Origin of the sequence: Singulisphaera photorubra, assembly GCF_045290345.1 — a bacterium.
Taxonomy (GTDB): Bacteria; Planctomycetota; Planctomycetia; order Isosphaerales; family Isosphaeraceae; genus Singulisphaera.
Genome location: NZ_CP155447.1, coordinates 10,197,692 through 10,217,743, shown reverse-complemented (window position 1 = coordinate 10,217,743; position 20,052 = coordinate 10,197,692). Strand labels below are relative to the sequence as shown.

Genomic DNA, 20,052 nt, shown 5'->3' with positions numbered 1-20,052 from the left:
GCCTCGTCATCGGCGGTTCCTTGGGAGGGATTGTGAAAGCTGTTCGCTCGTCGTTGCCGATCTGAAGTAGACGGGTCCGGGGCTTGGTTCCCCGCGCGACGGCGCGCGGGGCAGGTCATACCCGGACTCCGTTGAACTTCAGGCGCGCCGAGGAACCTTCATGCTCGATCGACAGCAACTGACGCGCAATGGCCCTGCGTCGGCCTTTCTGCTGGCGATCATCTTTCTGGCGTTGAGCCTGGCTCACTACGACCCGTCCGATCCCCCTGGTCACTCGACCGAGCCGGTCCGGACGTCGCCCGCCAACCCGTGCGGGCCAGTCGGGGCTGCCCTGGCGCACCTCCTGTTCACGTCGGTCGGCTGGACCTCAATGCTGGTCGTCGTCGGGCTGGCGGCGCTCGACCTTCTCTGGTTCGCCCGCCGCCCGGTTACCGAGAAAGTCGGACCGTTGGCGGGTTTCGCCCTGTTGACGGCAGTCACGGCGGCGTTCGTACATAAGTATGGGAGAGAGCTGGATCCTCGTCCCCTGGTGGGGAGTGGGGGCTACCTCGGTGCGCTGGCGGTCGCCTTCTTCGAGGGGCAGTTCGGCCTGCTCGGGATGCTCCTCATTCTCGCGGCGTCGGGCCTGGTCGGGCTCTCACTTTGTGCTGAGCCGCTGTTCGTCTGGCCGTTTCAAGAGATCGTTCGCGTCCTCGGGCTCAAGACCAGGCGGAAGCAGGCGGCCGAGCCCGAACCGGTTCCCGTCGCCAACCCGGCGATGCTGATGCCGGGGAACTTCGCGCTGATGGACACCACGACGCGAGTGGCGCCGATCGCCTCGCGAGCGGCGCTCACTCGCCCGTCCTCGCCTGAGGAAGTGATTCCTGATGCGGCCGCCCGCGGTCTCAACCAGCCGAACGTGACCAAGCCGGCCGTCGCGAGTCTCTCCACGCCGATTCCGACCGCGCCGAGCGGTGGCGAGTACCAACTCCCCCCGCTTGAACTTCTGGAACCGCTCCCCTCGTACCCGATCCACGAACACGAGGCGAAGATCAATGCGCGGGCGCTGCTGGTCGAGCGGACCTTGCTCGACTTCGGCTACAAAGTACGGGTCGTCCAGATCGATACCGGCCCGGTGATCACCCAGTTCGAGATCGAGTTGGAAGCGGGTCTGCGGGTCTCGCGGATTATCAGCCTGGCCGATGACCTGGCGATCGCGATGGCGGTGCCTAGTGTCCGCATCGTGGCGCCGATCCCGGGCAAGACCACCGTCGGGATCGAGGTGCCTAATGAACTGCGGGCGATGGTCAAGCTCGGCGAAGTCGTCACGGAGATCCATAACCGGAACGATAAGCTCAAAATCCCCCTCTTCCTGGGCAAAGACGTCAAGGGGGCTCCGCTCGCCTTCGACCTGGCCGATATGCCCCACCTGTTGATCGCAGGACGAACCGGAACCGGAAAATCGGTCTGTCTCAATGCGATGATCCTCTCGATCCTCATGACCAAGCGCCCGGACGAGGTCAAGCTGATCCTGATCGACCCCAAGATGGTCGAACTCTCGCAGTTCAAGAAAATCCCGCACCTGATGCACCCGGTCGTCACCGACATGAAGAAGGCCGAGTCACTCTTGTCGTGGGCCTGCGATAAGATGGACGAGCGGTACGGCTATCTGGCACGGGCGGGGGTCCGCAACATCCAGACATACAATCAACTCGGTGCCGATGAAATCTACTCGCGACTTCGCCCTGAAGACGACGAGGAGATGGCGCGGATCCCGACCTATATGCCGTACATCGTGATTATCGCCGACGAGATGGCGGACCTGATGATGACGGCAGCCAAAGAGGTGGAGTCGCACATCGTCCGCCTGGCGCAGAAGGCTCGTGCGGTTGGGATGCACCTGATCGTCGCGACCCAGAAGCCGACCGTCGACGTGATCACCGGCCTGATCAAAGGCAACTTGCCCGCGCGAATCGCGTTCCAGGTCGCGAGCCGCGGCGACTCGCGGGTCGTGCTCGATGAGATGGGTGCCGACAAGTTGCTCGGCAACGGTGACATGCTCTTCCTCTTCCCCGGCACGTCGCACATCGTCCGGGCCCAGGGAACGTATGTCTCCGACGCCGAGGTCAATCGGGTCTGCCAGTACCTCGAGCAATTCCCGGCCGAGTACAGCCGCGAGCTGGTGCAGATGCAGGTCGGCGGCGGCCCCGGTGGGAAAGAGCGAGGCGCGGCCCTGAAGGAGCGGGACGAGCTCTACGAACCGGCCATCGAGATCATCATTCGCGAGGGCCGCGGTTCCTGCTCACTCCTCCAGCGTGCCCTCGGCATCGGCTACGGTCGCGCTGCCCGCCTGATCGACTTCATGGCCGAGGACGGCATCGTCGGCGAATTCAAGAGTGGCTCCGCGCGTGAGGTCCTCTACTCGTGGGACGAGTGGGAAGCGCTCAAGAATGGTGGCGAGGTGTCGGCTAACTCCGTCTAAATGACCGAGTGGCCAAATGTGAAATTCAGCATTCTCTTGTCTCTCTATTCTCTTGTTGGATAGAGATTTGTATTGTCGCACGCAGGTTGAGGGCGTCCGACACAGGCCCGGCCGACTCGTCCTGCACCCGTCGCCATCGCAACTTTACGGCGGAACGGTCGTAACGATGCTCACTCGACCCGCAGCAATGCGGTAAGACAGGGTCCTCGCTGTGCGGAAATTCTCGCGCCGGAGTGACGCCACCCCCTTGATCCTCAAGTCCTGCACTTGAGCTGTCGGAGCCGCAAGGCGGCCCCAGCCCGTGGGCCAGTCGTTCACCTGGGAAGACCGTCGTTCCACGAATCCCACATCGGGTGGACGTGAGGGGAGACGCGGCGTCTCGCTCGCCGATCAACCCACCAATTCTCAAAGAGCTTGCCAAGCCCCCCGAGAATCGTCAGGAAGGTATAGCCGGAGATTCGTTCGTAGAGGATTGTCTTCGAGCGATCCGACCATCTTGAAACGTAAACGATGATCGCGAACCCGACAGCCATGATCGCCACGACGATCATCCACGTCTGGATGTTGAGCCGAGGCCGCCTCATCAGTCGCCCCTCCGGTCGGCACGACCAGCATGTGAACCGGTCGATTCGAGGTTACCGCAAGTCTTCTCCCCGTTGCCTTTGCGGGGGAGCGAGCACGCTTAACTGGCAAGTCCTCGGGTCGGCCAGTTGCAACGCTCGGCCCATGGAAGCAGAATCGAGGACGTCGACCGAATCGCCGAGCCTGACTCGACTGACTAGGAACGGTGCTCCCGTTCGGGCTAAAATGACTCCACCGATTCCAAATGGACTTGTCCCCGAGCTCGACTTGATCCACGAAATATGAGAAGTCGAGAGGTCCACTCTCCTGGTCCAGAGCTCCACGACTGTTCACCCTCGCCCTGACACTGGTCGAAATCGTCGCCCTGGCGCTTTGCTTCTGGCGGCTTATGCGGAGGCCTCGAAGGTTCGCCGCCCTGCTCCTCATGGTCGTTGCATTGACCCCCCGTGGTGCTCTGGGGCTGCATCGGGGCTACGCATGGGCGAATTGGCGGCAGCGGCTCGTCCCGAACACGCTACCCATGAACCTGGCGAAAATGGCAGCCACCTCGTTGATGCGGTTGGAAGCTTCCGTCGAATACCCGAATCGCCTGGAGACCGACGATCGGAGACCGGCGCGCTACGTTTTTCGACCGACGTTCACAGTGGGAATTGGCAGGGGTAGAACGGGGCGCAGGAGCCGCTTTTTTAGTTTCGCCGGTCGTCCCAAGGGCTGCAAGTCGGATCCTGGCGACAGCCACTCGCTATGGGGTGTTCCGGACCCACGCCTTCTTCGAATCGTGGGCCGGACTCTGCAAAGCCTCAAGAAATGTGATTTACATGGGATCAGTCAAGGGAAAAAGGAGCTGTCCCGGGGCCGCTTCAGCGGCTGATCTCCCAACTGTACTTCACGCGATACTTGCCGTCGAAATCGGCATAGACCAAGCTCAGCACCGGCGAGATGAGGCTGCCGGCGAAGGTCGCCGAGGCGTCGGGTAGGGTTACCGTCGCAATCTGGGGTTCGAAGATGTCGTCCTTGAGCACGCCGGCGACGAACGTGATCAGGGCGCCCAGGATCAGGCCTGCCGCGAGGCCGATGATCGAGCCGATCGGGCCTCCGATCGCCGTGCCGACGGTTGAACCGATCGAGCCGCCGATGATCGCTCCCGCGGCGATGCCCAGGGCGGTCAAGATCACCGTGACCTCGGCCTGGATCGCCTCGAAGAGCTTCTCCAAGAAGTCGGCGAATCCGCCGAGGTCCTTTTCGGCCAGCGCGAGGAATACCGACAGGGTCTTGGGGAACTCCCCTTTCAACGCGAACGTGGCCAGGGTCTTCGGGGTGTCGAACGTGCTGACGTCGTTGTCGTTGAATTTGCCGACCGAGAATGCCTTGATCTCGGTGACGTTCCCCGTGTCGTCCAGGGTCGTCCCACCCATGGCGATCTCATCTTTACCGCCCCGCTCGGGGTCGGTTTCGTCGAGACACTTGACCTCGTGCAAGCGAAATGCCAGGCCCGTATTGATGACCGCGCCGCCGGCCGCGGTCGGCCGTTCGAACGAGATGTCGCCCCGGGCGTCGTTGAGTGAATCGAGGAACTTCTGAGCAAAGGCCGGGTTGAAGAACGCAAAAGCCGACTTCGCGTCGATCTGATGCAGGATGTACTTTTCGGACCTGATGTTGACTTTCAAGTCGGTTCTCGGGAGCGGCCGAGGTGTCGCTTCGGCCGTCTCACGGAACCGCGACATCAAGGCGCTCCGCCGATCGGGGGGGAGCGACTTCGCACGCTCCTGGATGACGAGGCCCACCGAGGGGTATTCCCGAGGGGTCGCGCCGACCTTGAGGTGGCCCATCTTGGCGGGCACTGCTTCTGGATCTTTCAAGGCGCCGAGGGCCTGCTCGACCTCGAGTTTCATGATCTCGACGACCTGATCGACGAACCGGAGCACGACGGGATCTCGGACGGTCGAGCGAGACAGTGAGGCGACCTGGATCGTTCCCACGGGTATTCTCCTACGGGGTTGAGGGGAGAGAGTCTGGCCTGCGACTCGCCCGGAAGGCTTGGCGAGCCGACTAGCAGACCGGAGGGGGAGCCTCGTTCCGAACGGATCGAGGTCATCCCACTCTCGGCCTTCAAGAAGGACCACGCAGAAAGTCGGAAATGGTTTCAGCAGAATTTCTTTTATGGCGGCAGAGGTCCGACGGCTTGGTGGCCATCCGATCTCCTTGGTCATCCGGGAATGTGTTAAATAGCGAGTCACAGGTATACTGGGCTTTGATAAATCACTTGGCCGACAGAGAACGTTGTGTGTTAAGAATGTTTAATCGCAAAACGGGCGAGTGAGACGGGATCAACCGAAGGGCTAGGGCTCCCTCATCAAGCGGGCACGCCCTGAGGCTCGAGGAGGGTTGGCAGGGACGGACCTGGTTTCTCGGCGGGTGCGAGCGTGCAGGGTCTACCTTCTGAGAATTGGGATCGATAATCTTGAATCGGTAGCCTGCCTGGTTCGGGAACGAGCGAGAGAAAGGGACGAGATGTCCTCCGGAATGTCCGAGACCGACACTTTGATCCAACTTGCTTGTCAGGGAGATGAAGTCGCCCGGGAGCAGTTGCTCACGTGTTTCCGGGGTCGGTTGCGCCAAATGGTCGCGGTGCGGCTGGACCCGAGATTGGCCGCTCGCTTCGACCCCTCGGATGTCGTGCAGGAAGCCTTGCTGGACGCGGCGAGGAACCTGACCGCGTACCTGGCAGAGCCTCCCTTGCCCTTCTATCCCTGGCTCCGTCAGTTTGCCTGGAACCGGTTGGTCGAGCTCCATCGTCATCACCTCCTCGCCCAGAGGCGGAGCGTGACTTGTGAGCAGGTCGGCCGCCTCCCCCTGCCGGACGAGTCGACGGCCTACTTGGCCAACCACCTGCTGGACAGCGGGACCAGCCCGAGCCAGGGTTTGATCCGCGACGAGATGATCCAGCGCGTGCGGGACGTACTCGCGGCGATGGCCGTCCACGATCAGGAAGTCATCGCCCTGCGCTATCTCGAGCAACTCTCCGTCAGCGAAATCGCCGCAGTCCTCGGGGTGAGCGAAGGGGCGGTCAAGTCGCGTCACATGCGGGCCCTGCTGCGACTACGGGTGCTGCTCGATGGGGCCCATTCGGAGAGTTCGTGATGATCGATTCCGTGCGACGGTTTCCTTCGGCCAGCACGACCGATCCGGCCCTCTCGGACCTCTTCGAGGAATTGGCTGTTCGAATTCAGGCGGGCGAATCTCTGGATCCGGAGGAACTGGCCCGAGAGCATCCGGAACTGGCTGAAGCATTGCGAAGCATCCTCCCGGCCGTTGAGATCCTCGTGGGCCTGGGACGCAGGGCGGCCGATTTCGCATCCGGCCCGGAACACCCCGCGCCGGATGTCAACCCAGGGGCCGAGGTGCTGGGCGACTTCCGGATCCTCCGCGAAATTGGCCGCGGGGGGATGGGGGTCGTCTTCGAGGCGCAACAGATTTCTCTCGGCCGCCGAGTGGCCTTGAAGGTCCTCCCGTTCGCCGCGGCGCTCGATCAGAGGCAACTCCAACGGTTCCGGGTCGAGGCCCAAGCCGCAGCCCACCTGCACCACGAACACATTGTGCCGGTCTTCTCCGTCGGCTGCGAGCGTGGTGTTCATTACTATGCCATGCAGCTTATCGAGGGAAGGACTCTGGCGCATCTGATCGGCGAACTGCGGCGGTTCGAGGGCCCTGCTTCGCTTGAGGCAAGGCGCCGCGGACGCTCGCCCTCCCCGACCGGTCGTCTGGCGTCGGACACCCTGCTCGCACCGGAGTGCGAATCGGGAACGGGTTGGCTCTCATCGGATGGCCCACCGCCGTCCTCCGATTTTGACGCACGACCGTCCGGAACTCCGCATGCGACCGGGGCGTCTTCCTCTCCGTTGCATTCGTGGACGGGGACCGGAACATCCACACGCGGGCGTACGTTCATTCGCAACGTGGCGGAACTGGGGCTGCAAGCGGCCGAGGCCCTGGAACACGCGCATCAGCTTGGCGTCGTGCATCGCGACATCAAGCCGGCGAACCTGCTGGTCGACGAGCGTCGAAGCCTCTGGATTACGGACTTCGGCTTGGCCCGACTTCACGGCGATAACGGCTTGAGCCTCACCGGCGACCTGATGGGCACGTTCCGGTACATGAGTCCCGAGCAGGTCAGGGCCCGATCGATGCCGATCGACCATCGCACCGACATTTACTCACTGGGTGCCACGCTTTACGAGTTGTTGACGCTGAGGTCGGCGATTCCCGGAGACAGTCAGCCGGAAATCATCCAGCGGATCCTCCAAGAAGAGCCGATTCCTCCCCGGCAGCTCAATCGCGCCATTCCGCCTGACCTCGAGACGATCGTGCTCAAGGCCATGGCCAAGGTGCCCTCCGAGCGTTACGTCGCCGCGCAAGAGTTGGCCGACGACCTCAGACGCTACCTGGAGGACAGGCCGATCGTGGCCCGTCGGCCCAGTCTTGCCCATCGCGCCGCGAAATGGTCGCGTCGCCATCGGTCGATCGTGGCCGCGGCCGCCCTGATCCTTTTCCTGGCGGTCCCCGCCTTGGCCATCAGCAACCTCCGCATCTGGTGGGAGAAGGAAGCGAAAGAGATCGCCCTGAGGCAAAAGGACGATGCCTTCCGACAACGATTAACCGCACTGACCGAGGCTCGCTTGAACGCGAGTCGAGCGACGATCGAAGCCCAGACGGCGAGCGCGATCAGTGATCTCCTTCACGAGATGCTCGCATCGGCCAACCCGGACAAGAGCAAAGGCCAGAACTACACCGTCCGCGAGCTCTTGGACGACTTCTCGAGGCGCATCGACCACCAGTTGGAGAGGCAACCCGAAGTCGAAGCGACGGTTCGCAGGACGATCGGGGTGGCCTACCGGCGGCTCGGTTTGACCGAACAGGCGGAGCCCCACCTCAAAAGGGCTCTCGAACTGCGTCGTTGCGCTTTCGACGCCAACCCCGAGAAAGTCGCCGAGAGCCTCATCGATATTGCCTGGAATCTGGCCGCGCGGGGTCAACTCGCCCCGGCCGAGAAGTCGGTGCGCGAAGCCCTCCTGATCTACCGTGATCGGGGCGAGCCGGAAGTCCCCATGATCCAGGCCCTCTGGGCGCTCCAGTGGCTCCAGGTCTACCAAGGCAAACATGCCGAATCCGAAGCGGCCGCTCGGGAGGCGCTGGCGATTCTCCGCAAGAACCCTGGTTCGACATCTCCAGAGATTGCCAATATCCTTCATACCTTGGCCGACTCGAAAAACGATCGATACCGCTTCAGCGAGGCCGAGCCCTTGGCCCGAGAGGCCCTGACCCTCCACCGCCGCTTGCACGGGGCCAATCACCCGGAGATGGGCTGGGGGTGGAACGCCCTGGCCCGCGCCCTCTTCGGCCTCGGACGCTACGCCGAGGCTGAAGCCTCGTTTCGCGAGGCCCTGAAAATCTTCCGTGCCCAGTATGGAGACCGACACAAGAGCGTTTCCCAAGTGCTCCAAGGGATTGCCTCGTCTTTGAGAGCTCAAGGCAAGAATGAGGGCCTCGAGACCTTGATCTGTGAGATGCTTCCCAATCAAACGCGATCCGTCGAGCAGAATCCCAAGGACCCGGCGCCCTGGCTTCATCGGGGCCTCGCGATCGCCGACTGGGAGCAGTGGACTCGCGCCGCAGCCGACTGCGATCGGGCTTTCGAGCTCCGCAACGCGCTGGCCCCGGCTTCCTTGCAGGAATTGGGAGACTTCTACGACCGCTGGAGCCTGCAAGCAGATCGCAACAATTCTCATGAGGAGGCTGAGAAGGCCGTGCGCCGGGCCGTCCTGATCTTCGGAGAACTCGTCGGAGCCGATCATCCCCCCGCTGAAGTCCGGATGAAGCTCGGTCGCCTCCGCGAACTACTGGGCCATCTGCTGAGCTCTTCGGGCCGTCACCATGAGGCGGAGGAGACCTATCAGGCCGCATTGGAGGTCTTCGAAGCCTTGGCGGAGCAATCGCCCGAGAGTCTCGACTTGCGGCGCATTCGGGGTCTCCTTCACCGACGGCACGGCGAAACCCTCGAGTGGGTCGATCGCAGTCAGGATGCCGAGAAGGCCTATCATCGGGCGTTGGGCCACTTCGAGAACCTTGAACGCGCTGCCCCGAGCGTCCCTGAGCATCGGCAGGAATATGCCCTCGCCCTCCGGGCCCTCTCGGAACTCCTCGAGCACGGCGGTCGTCTCCCCGAGGCGGAGGCGATGCATCGCAGGAGGTTGTTGATTCTCAAGAAGGCCGTAATCGACTTTCCCTCTCATCAAGAACTTCGGAAACAACTCGCTCTAAGTTCTGCGGGTTTAGCTGCTGTTGTGCTGCGACAAGGGACGGAACGCTCGCCCCCCGAGGTCGATCCCGTGAGGGATCTCCTCCGCGAAGCGGCCCAGACATGTCCTGATTCCCCCGAGGCCAGGAACGAGTTTGCCTGGTACCTCGTACGATACCCTGGAGATTGTGCGGAACTCGCCAAGATCGGGATTGAGCTGGCCCGGAAGGCCGTCGAAAAAGCGCCGGAGGCGGGGCATCTCTGGAACACACTCGGGGCCGCTTACTATCGTGTCGGGAAATGGCCTGAAGCGCTCGAAGCGCTCGAGAAATCGCAGCACCTGACGATTGAGAACCACTTTGGCCACAATGCCTTCTTCTTGGCCATGACCCATTGGCGCTGCGGTCATGAGGAACAGGCGCGACGCTGGCATCAACGCGCCCGGAATTGGATGGAGAAGAATCGCCCACGCGACAAAGAACTGTCTCGACTCAGCGGCGAGGCGAGCCGCTTGTTCGAATTGCAAGCCCCGGTCGCTGATCCTCCCGCAACTTGATCCGCGAACACGCCCGCGATGAGGCCGTTCTCGGTGGGTTCCTCGTGTTCCCCGGGATCTGTTTTTTTTGAGAAGCCTCTGATTTGTCTGAGTTGTGATCAATTGTATTGTTGTTGGCGGCGATAGAGTGCGGCTTGCGGATGGTTACGGCCCACCCGACGAAAAGCCAAAGGGAACAGTACTGGGATGAGAATCCCAGGGGACATTCGTTGATTTTGCCGTCATCTGGGGGAAATGGGATATCGCGGAATGACTCACAGGAATGATCGCGTCTAGCTTGCGCAGACTTGTTTGATAATAATAAATCTGCATTATTAATGTTCTGCTCTCTGTCTCGACTGAGTTGGCGAACCGTTCGTGGTGTTTCAGTCTCTATGACGTCGGACGAACGTCAGGAGTCCCCCAGGTCCGCCCAGCGAAAACTCCGAGATCATGCCGATCCTCACTCATCTGACCTCCGAGAAGCATGCCGGTTCGATCCGCCGATCTGGGATCAGGGCGTCCACCGTCGGATTCGATGCGCCGAGAGGCGTATTCTGCATGGCGATCCTGCCCGACTACTTAATCGCGCACGAGTGGCTCCGAGAGTTGAAACGGCGAGGGCAGCGGACGATCGTGGGCGTCGATTTCCGCATACCATCCGACGAACCAGTCTCGGTCGGGCATTTCAATCGCTCGCACGATGAAACAACCCTGGGCCAGGCAATCGGGATGCTCATGGGAACCACGGACGCCGTCGGATTCGAGATCATCGTCCCCCGATCGATCCGACGTGATGAGATTTTTCGGGTCCGTAAAGTGAGACAGGTACTTGGATGGCGTCATTTTCCCGATGCTCACGGTAAACGACCGACCTGTGCCTGCCGCATGTGCCTGCCCAAGGGAACGATCAAATCTAGACGGCTCCGTAATCACCTTGATCCCACGGGCGAGAATTACTGATAGATCCTGCGAAGCATGGTGTGTTGATTCGTGGTTAAAATTTGCCTGACTCTACCGGATTGCAGGTGTCGCACCGTACTCGCCAGATGGTGATTCCCAAAGTCCCCAAAGTTACTCAGAATCCGAGAGTTCAGGTAAAATGCGAGATCTAGCGAAGTCCATTCTTTCTTCCATCCCGCGATGCCAGCAATCCGGTAGAGTCAGCGATTTGTGACGATCGGGGAACAGCAGGCTTACTTCAACGAATGGGCTGGAAAGCCTCCGTTGAGCCGTCTGCAGTCTTGTGTTTGAGCCCATGTCAGGGAACGCCGCGGAAGTAGGTGGCTATGCGCTGGGGAAGGCGGCTATTCTACACTGACCGCGAATTTCGATTCGTCCCGCCATGGAAGCATCGCACTCCCGAACGAAGCGACTTTGGAATGCCCTGATTACGTTTGAGAGGCAATCGCCTCTTGCCGATCTCCACTCGAAGTCCGTGGCTGTTGGGGAACCGTTTTCGAGTGGATGAGCGTACGGCGGAAACAGCGAGCTCATGGCGTGCCGGATTCGTGTCTTGGCATTCCGCAAATCGGTTCGATGGCCGTGAGGTGCTGATGACTCGAGGAACGGTCCTGAGCAGCTTGGTCTTGGTGATCGTCTGCCAGAGCATGGCGCTGGCCGATGATCTGCCGTCGACGCCCTTGTTCGATCGCCAGGTGATGCCGTTGCTGAAGGTCCGATGCGTCAAGTGCCACGGACCAGCCAAGCGGGAGGCGAAGCTGAGCCTGGCCTCTCCGAACGGGCTCGCCCGAGGCGGTAAGAACGGATCGGCGGTCGTCGCGGGGCGGCTCGAAGAGAGCCTGATCTGGAAGCGAATCGCCGATGAGGAGATGCCGCCCGACGAGCCGCTGACCGAGGACGAGAAGCAAATCCTCCAGCGCTGGATCGCAGCCGGCGCGCCTGGCTTGCCGACGCTCGTCGCGGGAGCGCCCGAGGCCGCCGACCACTGGGCGTTCGCTCCGCTTCGTACGGCGCCGCCTCTGCCCGAGGTTCGCGTTGCACCAGTCGCCGCGAACCCGATCGACCGGCTCCTCCTGCCGGAGCTCGAGGCCAAGGGCCTGACCCTGGGACCCGAGGCCGATCGACAGACCCTCCTCCGTCGCGTCAGCTTCGACCTGACCGGTGTGCCGCCGACCCCCGCGGAGGTCGCGGCCTTCCTGTCCGATAAGAGCCCCGACGCTTACGGGCGCATGGTTGAACGCTACTTGGCCTCGCCGCGGTATGGCGAGCGCTGGGGTAAGTACTGGCTCGACGCCGCCGGGTACGCCGACTCGAACGGCTACTTCGCGGCCGACACTGACCGCCCCCTCGCCTACCGCTATCGCGACTACGTGATCCGCGCCTGGAACCAGGACAAGCCGCTCGATCAGTTCGTCCGTGAGCAACTGGCCGGTGACGAACTTTCCGGCTATCGGCCCGGTGATCGAGTGACGCCTGAGGTGGTGGATCAACTCGTGGCCGGGCACTACTTGCGGAACTCGCAGGATGGAACCGGCGAGAGTGACGGCAATCCCGACGAACTTCGAGCCGATCGCTATGCCGTGCTCGAGGGGACGATCGAGATCCTCGGCTCGTCACTTTTCGGCATGACCTTTCAGTGTGCCCGCTGTCACGATCATAAATTCGAGCCGATCACGCAGAAGGACTATTATCAGCTCCAGGCGATCCTCTACCCGGCGTTCCCGGTGGACAATTGGGTCAAGCCGAACGAGCGGGTCGTGGACGCGCCGCTCCCCGCAGAGCTTGAGGAATGGACCGCGCGAACCAAGGAGATCGATACCCAGATCGCCTCCTTGCGAAAGGAGTTTCGGGTCTGGTCCGAACAGAACCGGCGTAAAGGTGAGGTGCGGTTCCAGGACAACTTCGACGACAAACCGGGCCGCCTTGCGCCGCTCTGGAACTCGATGGCGCCGGCGGATGACACGCCCTTCGGTTCGCCGCCCGTCAATATTGACTCCGAGGTGGCTCCCGGGGCCCTGATCAAGGACGGCATGTTACGGGTTGTCGAGTCGGGCACGGCGGGCAATCGTTTCCTGTCGACGAGGCAGGCCTTCGACTGGTCGCCTGACAACGTGGGCGGATGGATCGAAGTGAGCTTCGACCTGGTGGATCGAAAGCTCAAAGCCGACGACGCTCCGGCCGAGCGGGTGGGATATTACCTTGCGCTGGCGGATTATCAGGACAAGAAACCGGCCGGAGGAGGCAATCTCCTGATCGACGGCAACCCAGCAGGCGGGGCGGAGGTCCATGTCGACTATCCGGGACCGGATTCGCGCGCGGCCGGCCGGATTGGTGGAACCGGCTACGAGCCAGGCCATCGCTACGGCGTGCGGATCACGAATGAAGGGGCAAATAAACTCCGCCTCGAACATATCGTTGACTGGCAGCCCGAAGGCCCGGCGGTGACGCTGGCCGCGGCCGACCTGCCCGACGGGGGATTCGGCTTCGAGTACTGCTGTGGTCGGAGTTTCGTGGTGGATAACCTGCTCATCGAGGCGGGTGAGAAGCCCGTTGAAGATTCCAACGCCCAGAACCGGAAGGCAAGGCGGAAGGAATACACGGACGCGCTCAAGGCGCTGGAGTCGAAACGGGGCGGGCGGCCGGCGAAGATTGCCTGGGTACGCGACCTCAAGGCGACCCCTCCCGAGGTTCACCTGCTGCTTCGGGGGAACTATTCTGCCCGCGGGCCGGTGGTCGAGCCGGGTGTTCCGTCCGTCCTGGCTGATCCTGAGAACCCGTTCAAGGTGGGGCCCCCGTTTGAGGGCGCACCATCCACGGGCGCTCGGCTGGCGCTGGCCAACTGGATCACTCGGCCTGGCTCGCGCGCCTCGGCCCTGCTGGCACGCGTCACGGCGAACCGAATCTGGCAGTATCACTTCGGCGTCGGATTGGTCGCGACCCCCGAGAACCTCGGGTATTCAGGGTCGCCGCCGTCGCACTCGGCGCTCCTGGAGGAACTGGCCAGGACGTTGGTCGCGAGCGGCTGGAGTGCCAAGGCGCTGAACCGCCTGATCATGAACTCGCGAGCTTACCGCCAGGTGAGCACCCCGGCCGAGCACGGTGAGGCACGGGACCCCGACAATGGCTTGCTCTGGCGGTATCCGATGCGTCGGCTCGATGCCGAGGCGCTCCGCGACGCGATGCTTGCCACTTCGGGCGAGCTCGACGGGCGTATGGGAGGCTCATACGTTCCGGCTGAGCGTAAAAAGAACGGCACTGTTGCGGTCGATGACTCGGTCGATGGGGCCCATCGGCGCTCGGTCTACCTTCAGCAGCGGAGAACGCATGTCGTCGGTGTGCTCGAGGACTTCGACGCGCCTTCGCTGGTCATCAACTGCACCCGCCGCAATGCGACGACCATTCCGCTGCAGTCGTTGAGCCTGCTCAATTCCGACTTCGTGATCGCCCGCGCCCGTGCCATGGCGAAGCGACTGGACCGCGAAGCCGGGCCGACCGCCGTCGACAAGGTGTTCCATGCCTTCCTCGTCGCGGTCGGTCGAGCGCCGACCGAGGACGAGTTGACCGTGGCGAAGCGGTTCCTTGACGCTCAGCCGGCGCGATACCAGGGGCAGGCCGACGCGGCCGAGCGCTCCTGGGCCGACTTCTGTCAGGCGCTCCTGGCAAGCAATGCCTTCTTATACGTGGAATAATCGAACCTCGAGCCGGGAGGGAAATGGCAATGCGGGCCATCGAACGCGACGACTTTTGCCTTAACCGGCGCGCCTTCCTGAGCCGCTTCGCCGGCACCCTCGGTTCGCTGGCGCTGGCGGATCTGCTGGCGCTGGACGACCGGTCGCTCCACGCCGCATCTGTGGCGGCCGCAAAACCACCGCGAGCGAAATCGGTCATCTGCCTGTTCCAGCATGGTGGTCCGAGCCAGATGGACCTGTTCGACCCGAAGCCGGAACTGACGCGCTGGGATCGGAAGCCGTACCCAGGGCAGCTCGAGGTTCACTTCGATAAACAGAAGGGGAACCTGCTCGCCTCCCCTTTCTCGTTCCGGCCTCGCGGCGAGTCGGGCCTGGAACTCTCCGAACTGCTGCCGCACACGGCCCGGATCGCCGATGAGATCACGCTTGTGCGTTCGATGTCGACGGAGTCGGTGGACCACGAGTCGGCGCTCCGGCTGATCCACTCGGGCAAGTTTCAAGCGGGGCGGCCGACGTTGGGGTCGTGGGTGATCTACGGGCTCGGCTCGGAGAATCAGGAGATGCCCGCCTATGTGGTCTTGAGCGACCCAGGGGGGCTGCCGGTCGACGGCGTGCGCAACTGGACCTCAGGCTGGCTGCCGGCGGTCTACCAGGGCACTCCCTTTCGCGCGGGGGCCGCGCCTGTGCCGAACCTGGCGACCCCCGAGGGGGTCACGCAGGCCGCGCGAACGGGGCAGCTTGGATTCATCAATGAGCTGAATCGAATCCACATACGCCGGCATCCCGGCCGTTCCGAGCTCGATGCACGGATCGCGAACTTCGAGACCGCTGCGCGGATGCAGACCGCCGTTCCTGACGTCCTCGACCTGTCGGACGAGAGCGAAGAGACGAAGCGGCTCTACGGCCTGGACCGCGAGGAGACCCGGGAATACGGCACGCGCTGCCTGCTGGCCCGGCGTCTGGTCGAGCGCGGGGTCCGGTTCGTGCAGCTCTTTCTCAGTGGGCAACCTTGGGACACCCACAGCAAGAACGCCGAGACGCTCAAGGGGCTTTGCAGCCGGACCGACCAACCGAGTGCCGCGCTCGTGATGGACTTGAAGCGGCGAGGTCTGCTCGACTCCACGATCGTGCTCTGGACCGGCGAGTTCGGCCGCCTTCCCATCTCGCAAGGGGCCGACGGCCGAGACCACAACCGGCATGCCTTCTCGCTCTGGCTGGCCGGCGGAGGGTTCAAGCAGGGCTACTGCCATGGCGCCACCGATGAATTCGGCTACAAGTCAGTCGAGAACATCGTCACCGTTCACGACCTTCAGGCCACCCTGCTCCACTCTCTCGGCCTCGATCACCGCCGCCTCACTTACCCACACGATGGCCGCGACGACAGCCTGACCGATGCCGAGGTGACCAAGGCGGAAGTCGTCCACAGCCTCCTGGCCTGAGCCGTCGGGGATGCTTCGTGCTCGATCTCAGGCTTGTGGAGACGGGCATGAAAGTTTCGAGGTCATCCTCGTTTTTGTTCTCTCCGACGCCGAACGCTTCCCGAGGAGTGGGCACCGCCCACCCCAGCATCGTTTGCCAGTTTCAAAGGGGGAAAGCGAAGGTGGCGGGCCGTGCCCACCCGACAAGATCTGACCTGGCAAGAGTGCGCCAGGTGGCTGGTCTCATCGGGCTCAGGTGGTGAGAGGCTCATGGCCCGCGTCCGGATTCTGATCTCGTGAGCCGTTGCGATCGAATCCGACGGCGGACCAACGGCTCCCATCCCACCGTAAGTCGTTGACCGCGACGAACTCGATGGGGACGTCCGCGAAATCGGCCAGTTGCAGTTCGTCGACCAGGCTACAGAGCAGGACCCGGATCACCACGCCGTGGGCCACGACGACGATCGTCTGGCCGCGATGTCGATCCGCGAGCGCCTGGAACGGGGGCACGGTGCGCGCCGCGATGGCCGCGAACGATTCTCCCCCTTCGTGGGTAAAGTCAAGGTCGCCGGCCATCCAACGTGTCATCGCTTGCTGATAAGTCGACCACCCCTCGGCCTTGGGCTGCCCGCTGAGCGGGCCCATCCGCCGTTCGTGAAGCGTTTCGACCACCTGGGGCTCGAGCTGGCAGGCTCGCGCGATCGGCTCGGCCGTCTCGCGGGCGCGGACCATCCCCGAGGAATAGATGGCGTCGGGCTGGAGCGTGGCGAGGTGGGTGGCGGCGGTGGCGGCCTGGCTGCGTCCCCGGTCGCCCAGGTTGACGTCCGACTCGGCGCCGTGGAAGCAGTCGGGGGACGATGTCTCGGCATGTCGGAGAAGTAGCACACGGGTTTCTGGCAACGGCTTGCTCCGGGGCTGAAGAGTTCGGATCATGGAGGAAGTGGGTAAGTGGTGGAATTCTCTACGGTTCGGGTTGTCGAGCGGAACGCCCCCCCCCATGATGGTTGCCGCTGCTCCTGGTAATCCATCCCCCCATACGTCTAGTCGAGGACTTGCGATGGCCGACTCCCCCAAGTATCGGACGATTCTTCTGTTCGGGATGCCTGGAAGCGGTAAAGGGACTCAAGGGTCGGTTCTCGGGCAGTTGCCCGACCTCGTGCACGTCTCGATGGGGGATGTGTTTCGCAAGATCCCGAAGTATGGCCATTACGGCCAACAGATCGCCCGCTTCACGTCAACCGGTGCACTTGTCCCCGACGATCTAACGGTCAAGATCTGGGAGCGACACGTTCAGATCCTCGAGATGCAGGAACTTCTCCTGCCCGACCAGCACACCTTGATCCTCGATGGTCTGCCTCGGAACTACCTCCAGGCCGAGCGACTCGACCACATCCTGGACGTGGTTCAGATCTTCCACCTCGTGATCAACGATACGGTCAAGGCGAGCGAGCGACTCAAAGCGCGGGCGTTGCGCGAGAATCGGCTCGACGACATGAACGAGGAGGTCATCAGGCGGCGGCTCAACACCTATTATGAGGAGACGTTCAAGACCCTGAGCTTCTACCCGCCGGAAACGGTCTACGAGGTGGATGCGAGCCTGGCCCCACTTGAAGTCCTTCGCCAGATCGTCAACCGCCTCTCCGAAATCCAGCAGAATCGCACGCCGGGCCGGCGTCCTTCGGCCATGTCCGAAACGGTCGGGTAGCCCCCTCGAGAGGAGATCCGCCTCCCTCCGCAGCCCCTTTGCGGCATTCGACTCGACGTTGTAAGGTGGAGACGTCGCAGCCTGGGAGGCGCACGCTTCGTTCTTCGAGGGAGATGAGATGTCGGTCCACACACCCCCTCCGGCCGAGACCCCGAGCGAGGGGCTCGGCTCGGCCTACCCCGTCCACAAGCCCTACATCCACGCCAATACCGTGATGCCCGAGCTGACCTGGTCAGCCGTCCTGCTCGGAGCGATCCTCGGGATCGTCTTCGGGGCGTCGTCGCTCTATCTTGTCCTTCGGGTCGGGATGACCGTGTCGGCCTCGATTCCGGTGGCCGTCCTCTCGATCACGGTCTTTCGCGCCTTCTCCAAGATCCTCGGGACGCGGCCGGCCACGATCCTCGAGAACAATATCGTGCAGACCGCGGGCTCGGCCGGGGAGTCGATCGCGTTCGGCGTCGGCGTGACGATGCCCGCCTTGATGATCCTCGGCTACGACATGGAACTCGTGCGAGTTATGCTCGTGGCCGCACTTGGCGGCTTGCTCGGGATCCTGATGATGATCCCGCTCCGTCGCGCCTTCATCGTCAAGCAGCATGGGTCGCTGACTTATCCCGAGGGAACCGCCTGTGCGAAGGTCCTGATCGTCGGCGAACAAGGGGGCTCCAGCGCCAAAACCGTGTTCGTCGGCTTCGGGCTCGCCTTCGTCTACCAGTTCCTCATGCAGTCGCTACGGCTCTGGGAGGAATATCCCGCCAAGGTGATCACCAAATTCAAAGGGGCGGTCGTCTCGCTCGAATCCTCCCCGGTGCTGATGGGGGTTGGCTATATCATCGGGTTCCGGATCTCCTGCGTGATGGTGGCCGGAGGCATGCTGGCCGCCCTCGTGCTGACGCCCGCGATTGCGTTCTTCGGGGAGACCGCCGCGACGCCGATCTTCCCGGGGCTCAAGCTGATTTCCAAGATGAACCCCAAGGATATCCGCGACTCGTACATCCTATACATCGGTGCGGGGGCCGTGGCCACGGGCGGAATCATCAGCCTTTTCCAGGCTTTGCCGCTCATCGTCTCGTCGATCGGCTCCGGCGTGCGCGATATCCGTCAGTCCAACCGAGGCGGGGCAACCGAGCAATCCGATCGGACCGATCGCGACCTGCCGCTCTGGATGGTCGGACTCGGCTCGATCGCGCTCGTGGCCGCGATCGCCGCCACGGACCTGATGCCGACCGATCTCTCGGGTCGACTGATGGGCGCGGCGATGGTTGTCGTCTTCGGGTTTCTCTTCGTCACGGTCTCGTCCCGGCTGACCGGTGAGATCGGGTCGTCCTCGAATCCGATCTCGGGGATGACCGTGGCCACGCTGCTGCTCACCTGCCTGATCTTCGTTCTGATGGGGTGGAAGGCGCCTTCCTATCGGCTCGCGGCCCTCTCCATCGCCGGGATCGTCTGCATCGCAGCCTCGAACGGCGGTACGACCTCGCAGGACCTGAAGACCGGCTTCCTCGTCGGGGCCACACCTCGGTCGCAGCAGATCTCGATTCTCGTGGGCGCGTTGACCTCGGCGGTCGTGATCGGGTTCACCCTGCTCTTGCTCAACGACGCGAGCACGGTCGTCACGGGACGTGCGGAGTACTTGCCGACGGCCCAGGTCGACGTGGCCACGCTGACTGAGACGGCCACGCATCAAGGTAAGTCGTACCATGTCTGGCGGGTCGTCGCCCCGATCAAGGGTGCTCAGCCGGGAAAATACCTGGTGGATGACCAGGGGCAGGCCCATTTCCTGATCGATCCCGCGATCAACGGCCGGGTCGACACACGCGACGACGGATCGAAGGTCGTCAAGTACGATGCGCCCAAGGCGACGTTGATGGCCTTGATCATCGACGGCATCATGACCGGAAAGCTGCCCTGGAACCTGGTCTTGATCGGTGTTTTCATCGCAATTGTGATGCACCTGGCCGGAGTTCCGGCCTTGGCGTTCGCCGTCGGGGTCTATTTGCCGTTGTCGACCTCGGTGCCGATCTTCATTGGTGGCCTCGTCCGCGCGGCGGTGGATTGGATCAAAAAGACACCGGCCGAAGAGTCGGACTCGAGTCCGGCGGTCCTGCTCTCGAGCGGGTACATCGCGGGAGGGGCGATTGCGGGGATCCTGATCGCGACTTTGGCCATCATCCCGCAAGCGTCGAAGCTATTCGATCTCTCGACACGCCTGCCTGCACACTGGAACTCGAGCCCGTGGCCGTCGATCGTCGCCTTCTCCTTCATGACGCTCGTGCTCTTTCTCGTCGGCATTGGAGCGTTGCTCCGTAGCGTCGAGTCGCCTGCCGTTGCCGAAGGCATCAAGGGCCGTGAAGAAGACCTCTAATACTGGCTCTTTTCACCGTGCTTGCTAACTCAGCCCCGA

At 62.8% G+C, this 20,052-nt stretch carries 11 protein-coding genes; 8 read left to right on the top strand and 3 right to left on the bottom strand.

What is annotated here, in order from left to right; genetic code table 11:
- Positions 1 to 160 precede the first annotated feature (160 nt).
- A complete protein-coding gene (locus V5E97_RS38180) occupies positions 161 to 2,461 on the top strand; it encodes a DNA translocase FtsK (protein WP_406696784.1) in 2,301 nt (766 codons plus the stop codon).
- 314 nt (positions 2,462 to 2,775) lie between these two features.
- Here V5E97_RS38180 and V5E97_RS38175 read toward each other — a convergent pair whose 3' ends face one another.
- Positions 2,776 to 3,045, bottom strand: a complete 270-nt coding sequence (locus V5E97_RS38175) for a hypothetical protein (protein WP_406696783.1) — start codon at positions 3,043 to 3,045, stop codon at positions 2,776 to 2,778.
- An 858-nt stretch (positions 3,046 to 3,903) separates the two neighbouring features.
- On the bottom strand, positions 3,904 to 5,022 hold the full coding sequence (locus tag V5E97_RS38170; protein WP_406696782.1) for a hypothetical protein: 1,119 nt from the start codon (positions 5,020 to 5,022) through the stop codon (positions 3,904 to 3,906).
- A 544-nt stretch (positions 5,023 to 5,566) separates the two neighbouring features.
- On the opposite strand from V5E97_RS38170, the gene V5E97_RS38165 reads away from it, so the two are divergent.
- The 5 genes from V5E97_RS38165 (at position 5,567) to V5E97_RS38145 (ending at position 15,964) form a co-directional block, all read left to right on the top strand.
- Positions 5,567 to 6,184: a sigma-70 family RNA polymerase sigma factor gene (locus tag V5E97_RS38165; RefSeq protein ID WP_406696781.1), complete on the top strand. Its 618-nt coding sequence runs from the start codon at positions 5,567 to 5,569 to the stop codon at positions 6,182 to 6,184.
- Positions 6,184 to 9,894: a tetratricopeptide repeat protein gene (locus V5E97_RS38160; protein ID WP_406696780.1), complete on the top strand. Its 3,711-nt coding sequence runs from the start codon at positions 6,184 to 6,186 to the stop codon at positions 9,892 to 9,894. The genes V5E97_RS38165 and V5E97_RS38160 overlap by 1 nt, the downstream gene beginning before the upstream one ends.
- 432 nt (positions 9,895 to 10,326) lie before the next feature.
- Positions 10,327 to 10,836, top strand: a complete 510-nt coding sequence (locus tag V5E97_RS38155) for a hypothetical protein (RefSeq protein ID WP_406696779.1) — start codon at positions 10,327 to 10,329, stop codon at positions 10,834 to 10,836.
- A 593-nt stretch (positions 10,837 to 11,429) separates the two neighbouring features.
- The gene (locus tag V5E97_RS38150) at positions 11,430 to 14,525 is read left to right on the top strand and encodes a PSD1 and planctomycete cytochrome C domain-containing protein (RefSeq protein ID WP_406696778.1); all 3,096 of its coding nucleotides are present in this window, start codon (positions 11,430 to 11,432) and stop codon (positions 14,523 to 14,525) included.
- A gap of 23 nt (positions 14,526 to 14,548) precedes the next feature.
- Positions 14,549 to 15,964 carry a DUF1501 domain-containing protein gene (locus tag V5E97_RS38145; protein WP_406696777.1) on the top strand — a complete coding sequence of 472 codons (1,416 nt, stop codon included), beginning with the start codon at positions 14,549 to 14,551 and terminating at the stop codon, positions 15,962 to 15,964.
- 231 nt (positions 15,965 to 16,195) lie between these two features.
- On the opposite strand, the gene V5E97_RS38140 is transcribed toward V5E97_RS38145, so the two are convergent.
- Positions 16,196 to 16,843: a histidine phosphatase family protein gene (locus tag V5E97_RS38140; protein WP_406696776.1), complete on the bottom strand. Its 648-nt coding sequence runs from the start codon at positions 16,841 to 16,843 to the stop codon at positions 16,196 to 16,198.
- 157 nt (positions 16,844 to 17,000) lie between these two features.
- On the opposite strand from V5E97_RS38140, the gene V5E97_RS38135 reads away from it, so the two are divergent.
- On the top strand, positions 17,001 to 17,648 hold the full coding sequence (locus V5E97_RS38135; protein ID WP_406696775.1) for an adenylate kinase family protein: 648 nt from the start codon (positions 17,001 to 17,003) through the stop codon (positions 17,646 to 17,648).
- A gap of 118 nt (positions 17,649 to 17,766) precedes the next feature.
- Complete coding sequence (locus V5E97_RS38130) at positions 17,767 to 20,013, top strand: OPT family oligopeptide transporter (RefSeq protein WP_406696774.1); 2,247 nt, start codon at positions 17,767 to 17,769, stop codon at positions 20,011 to 20,013.
- Positions 20,014 to 20,052: the final 39 nt, after the last annotated feature.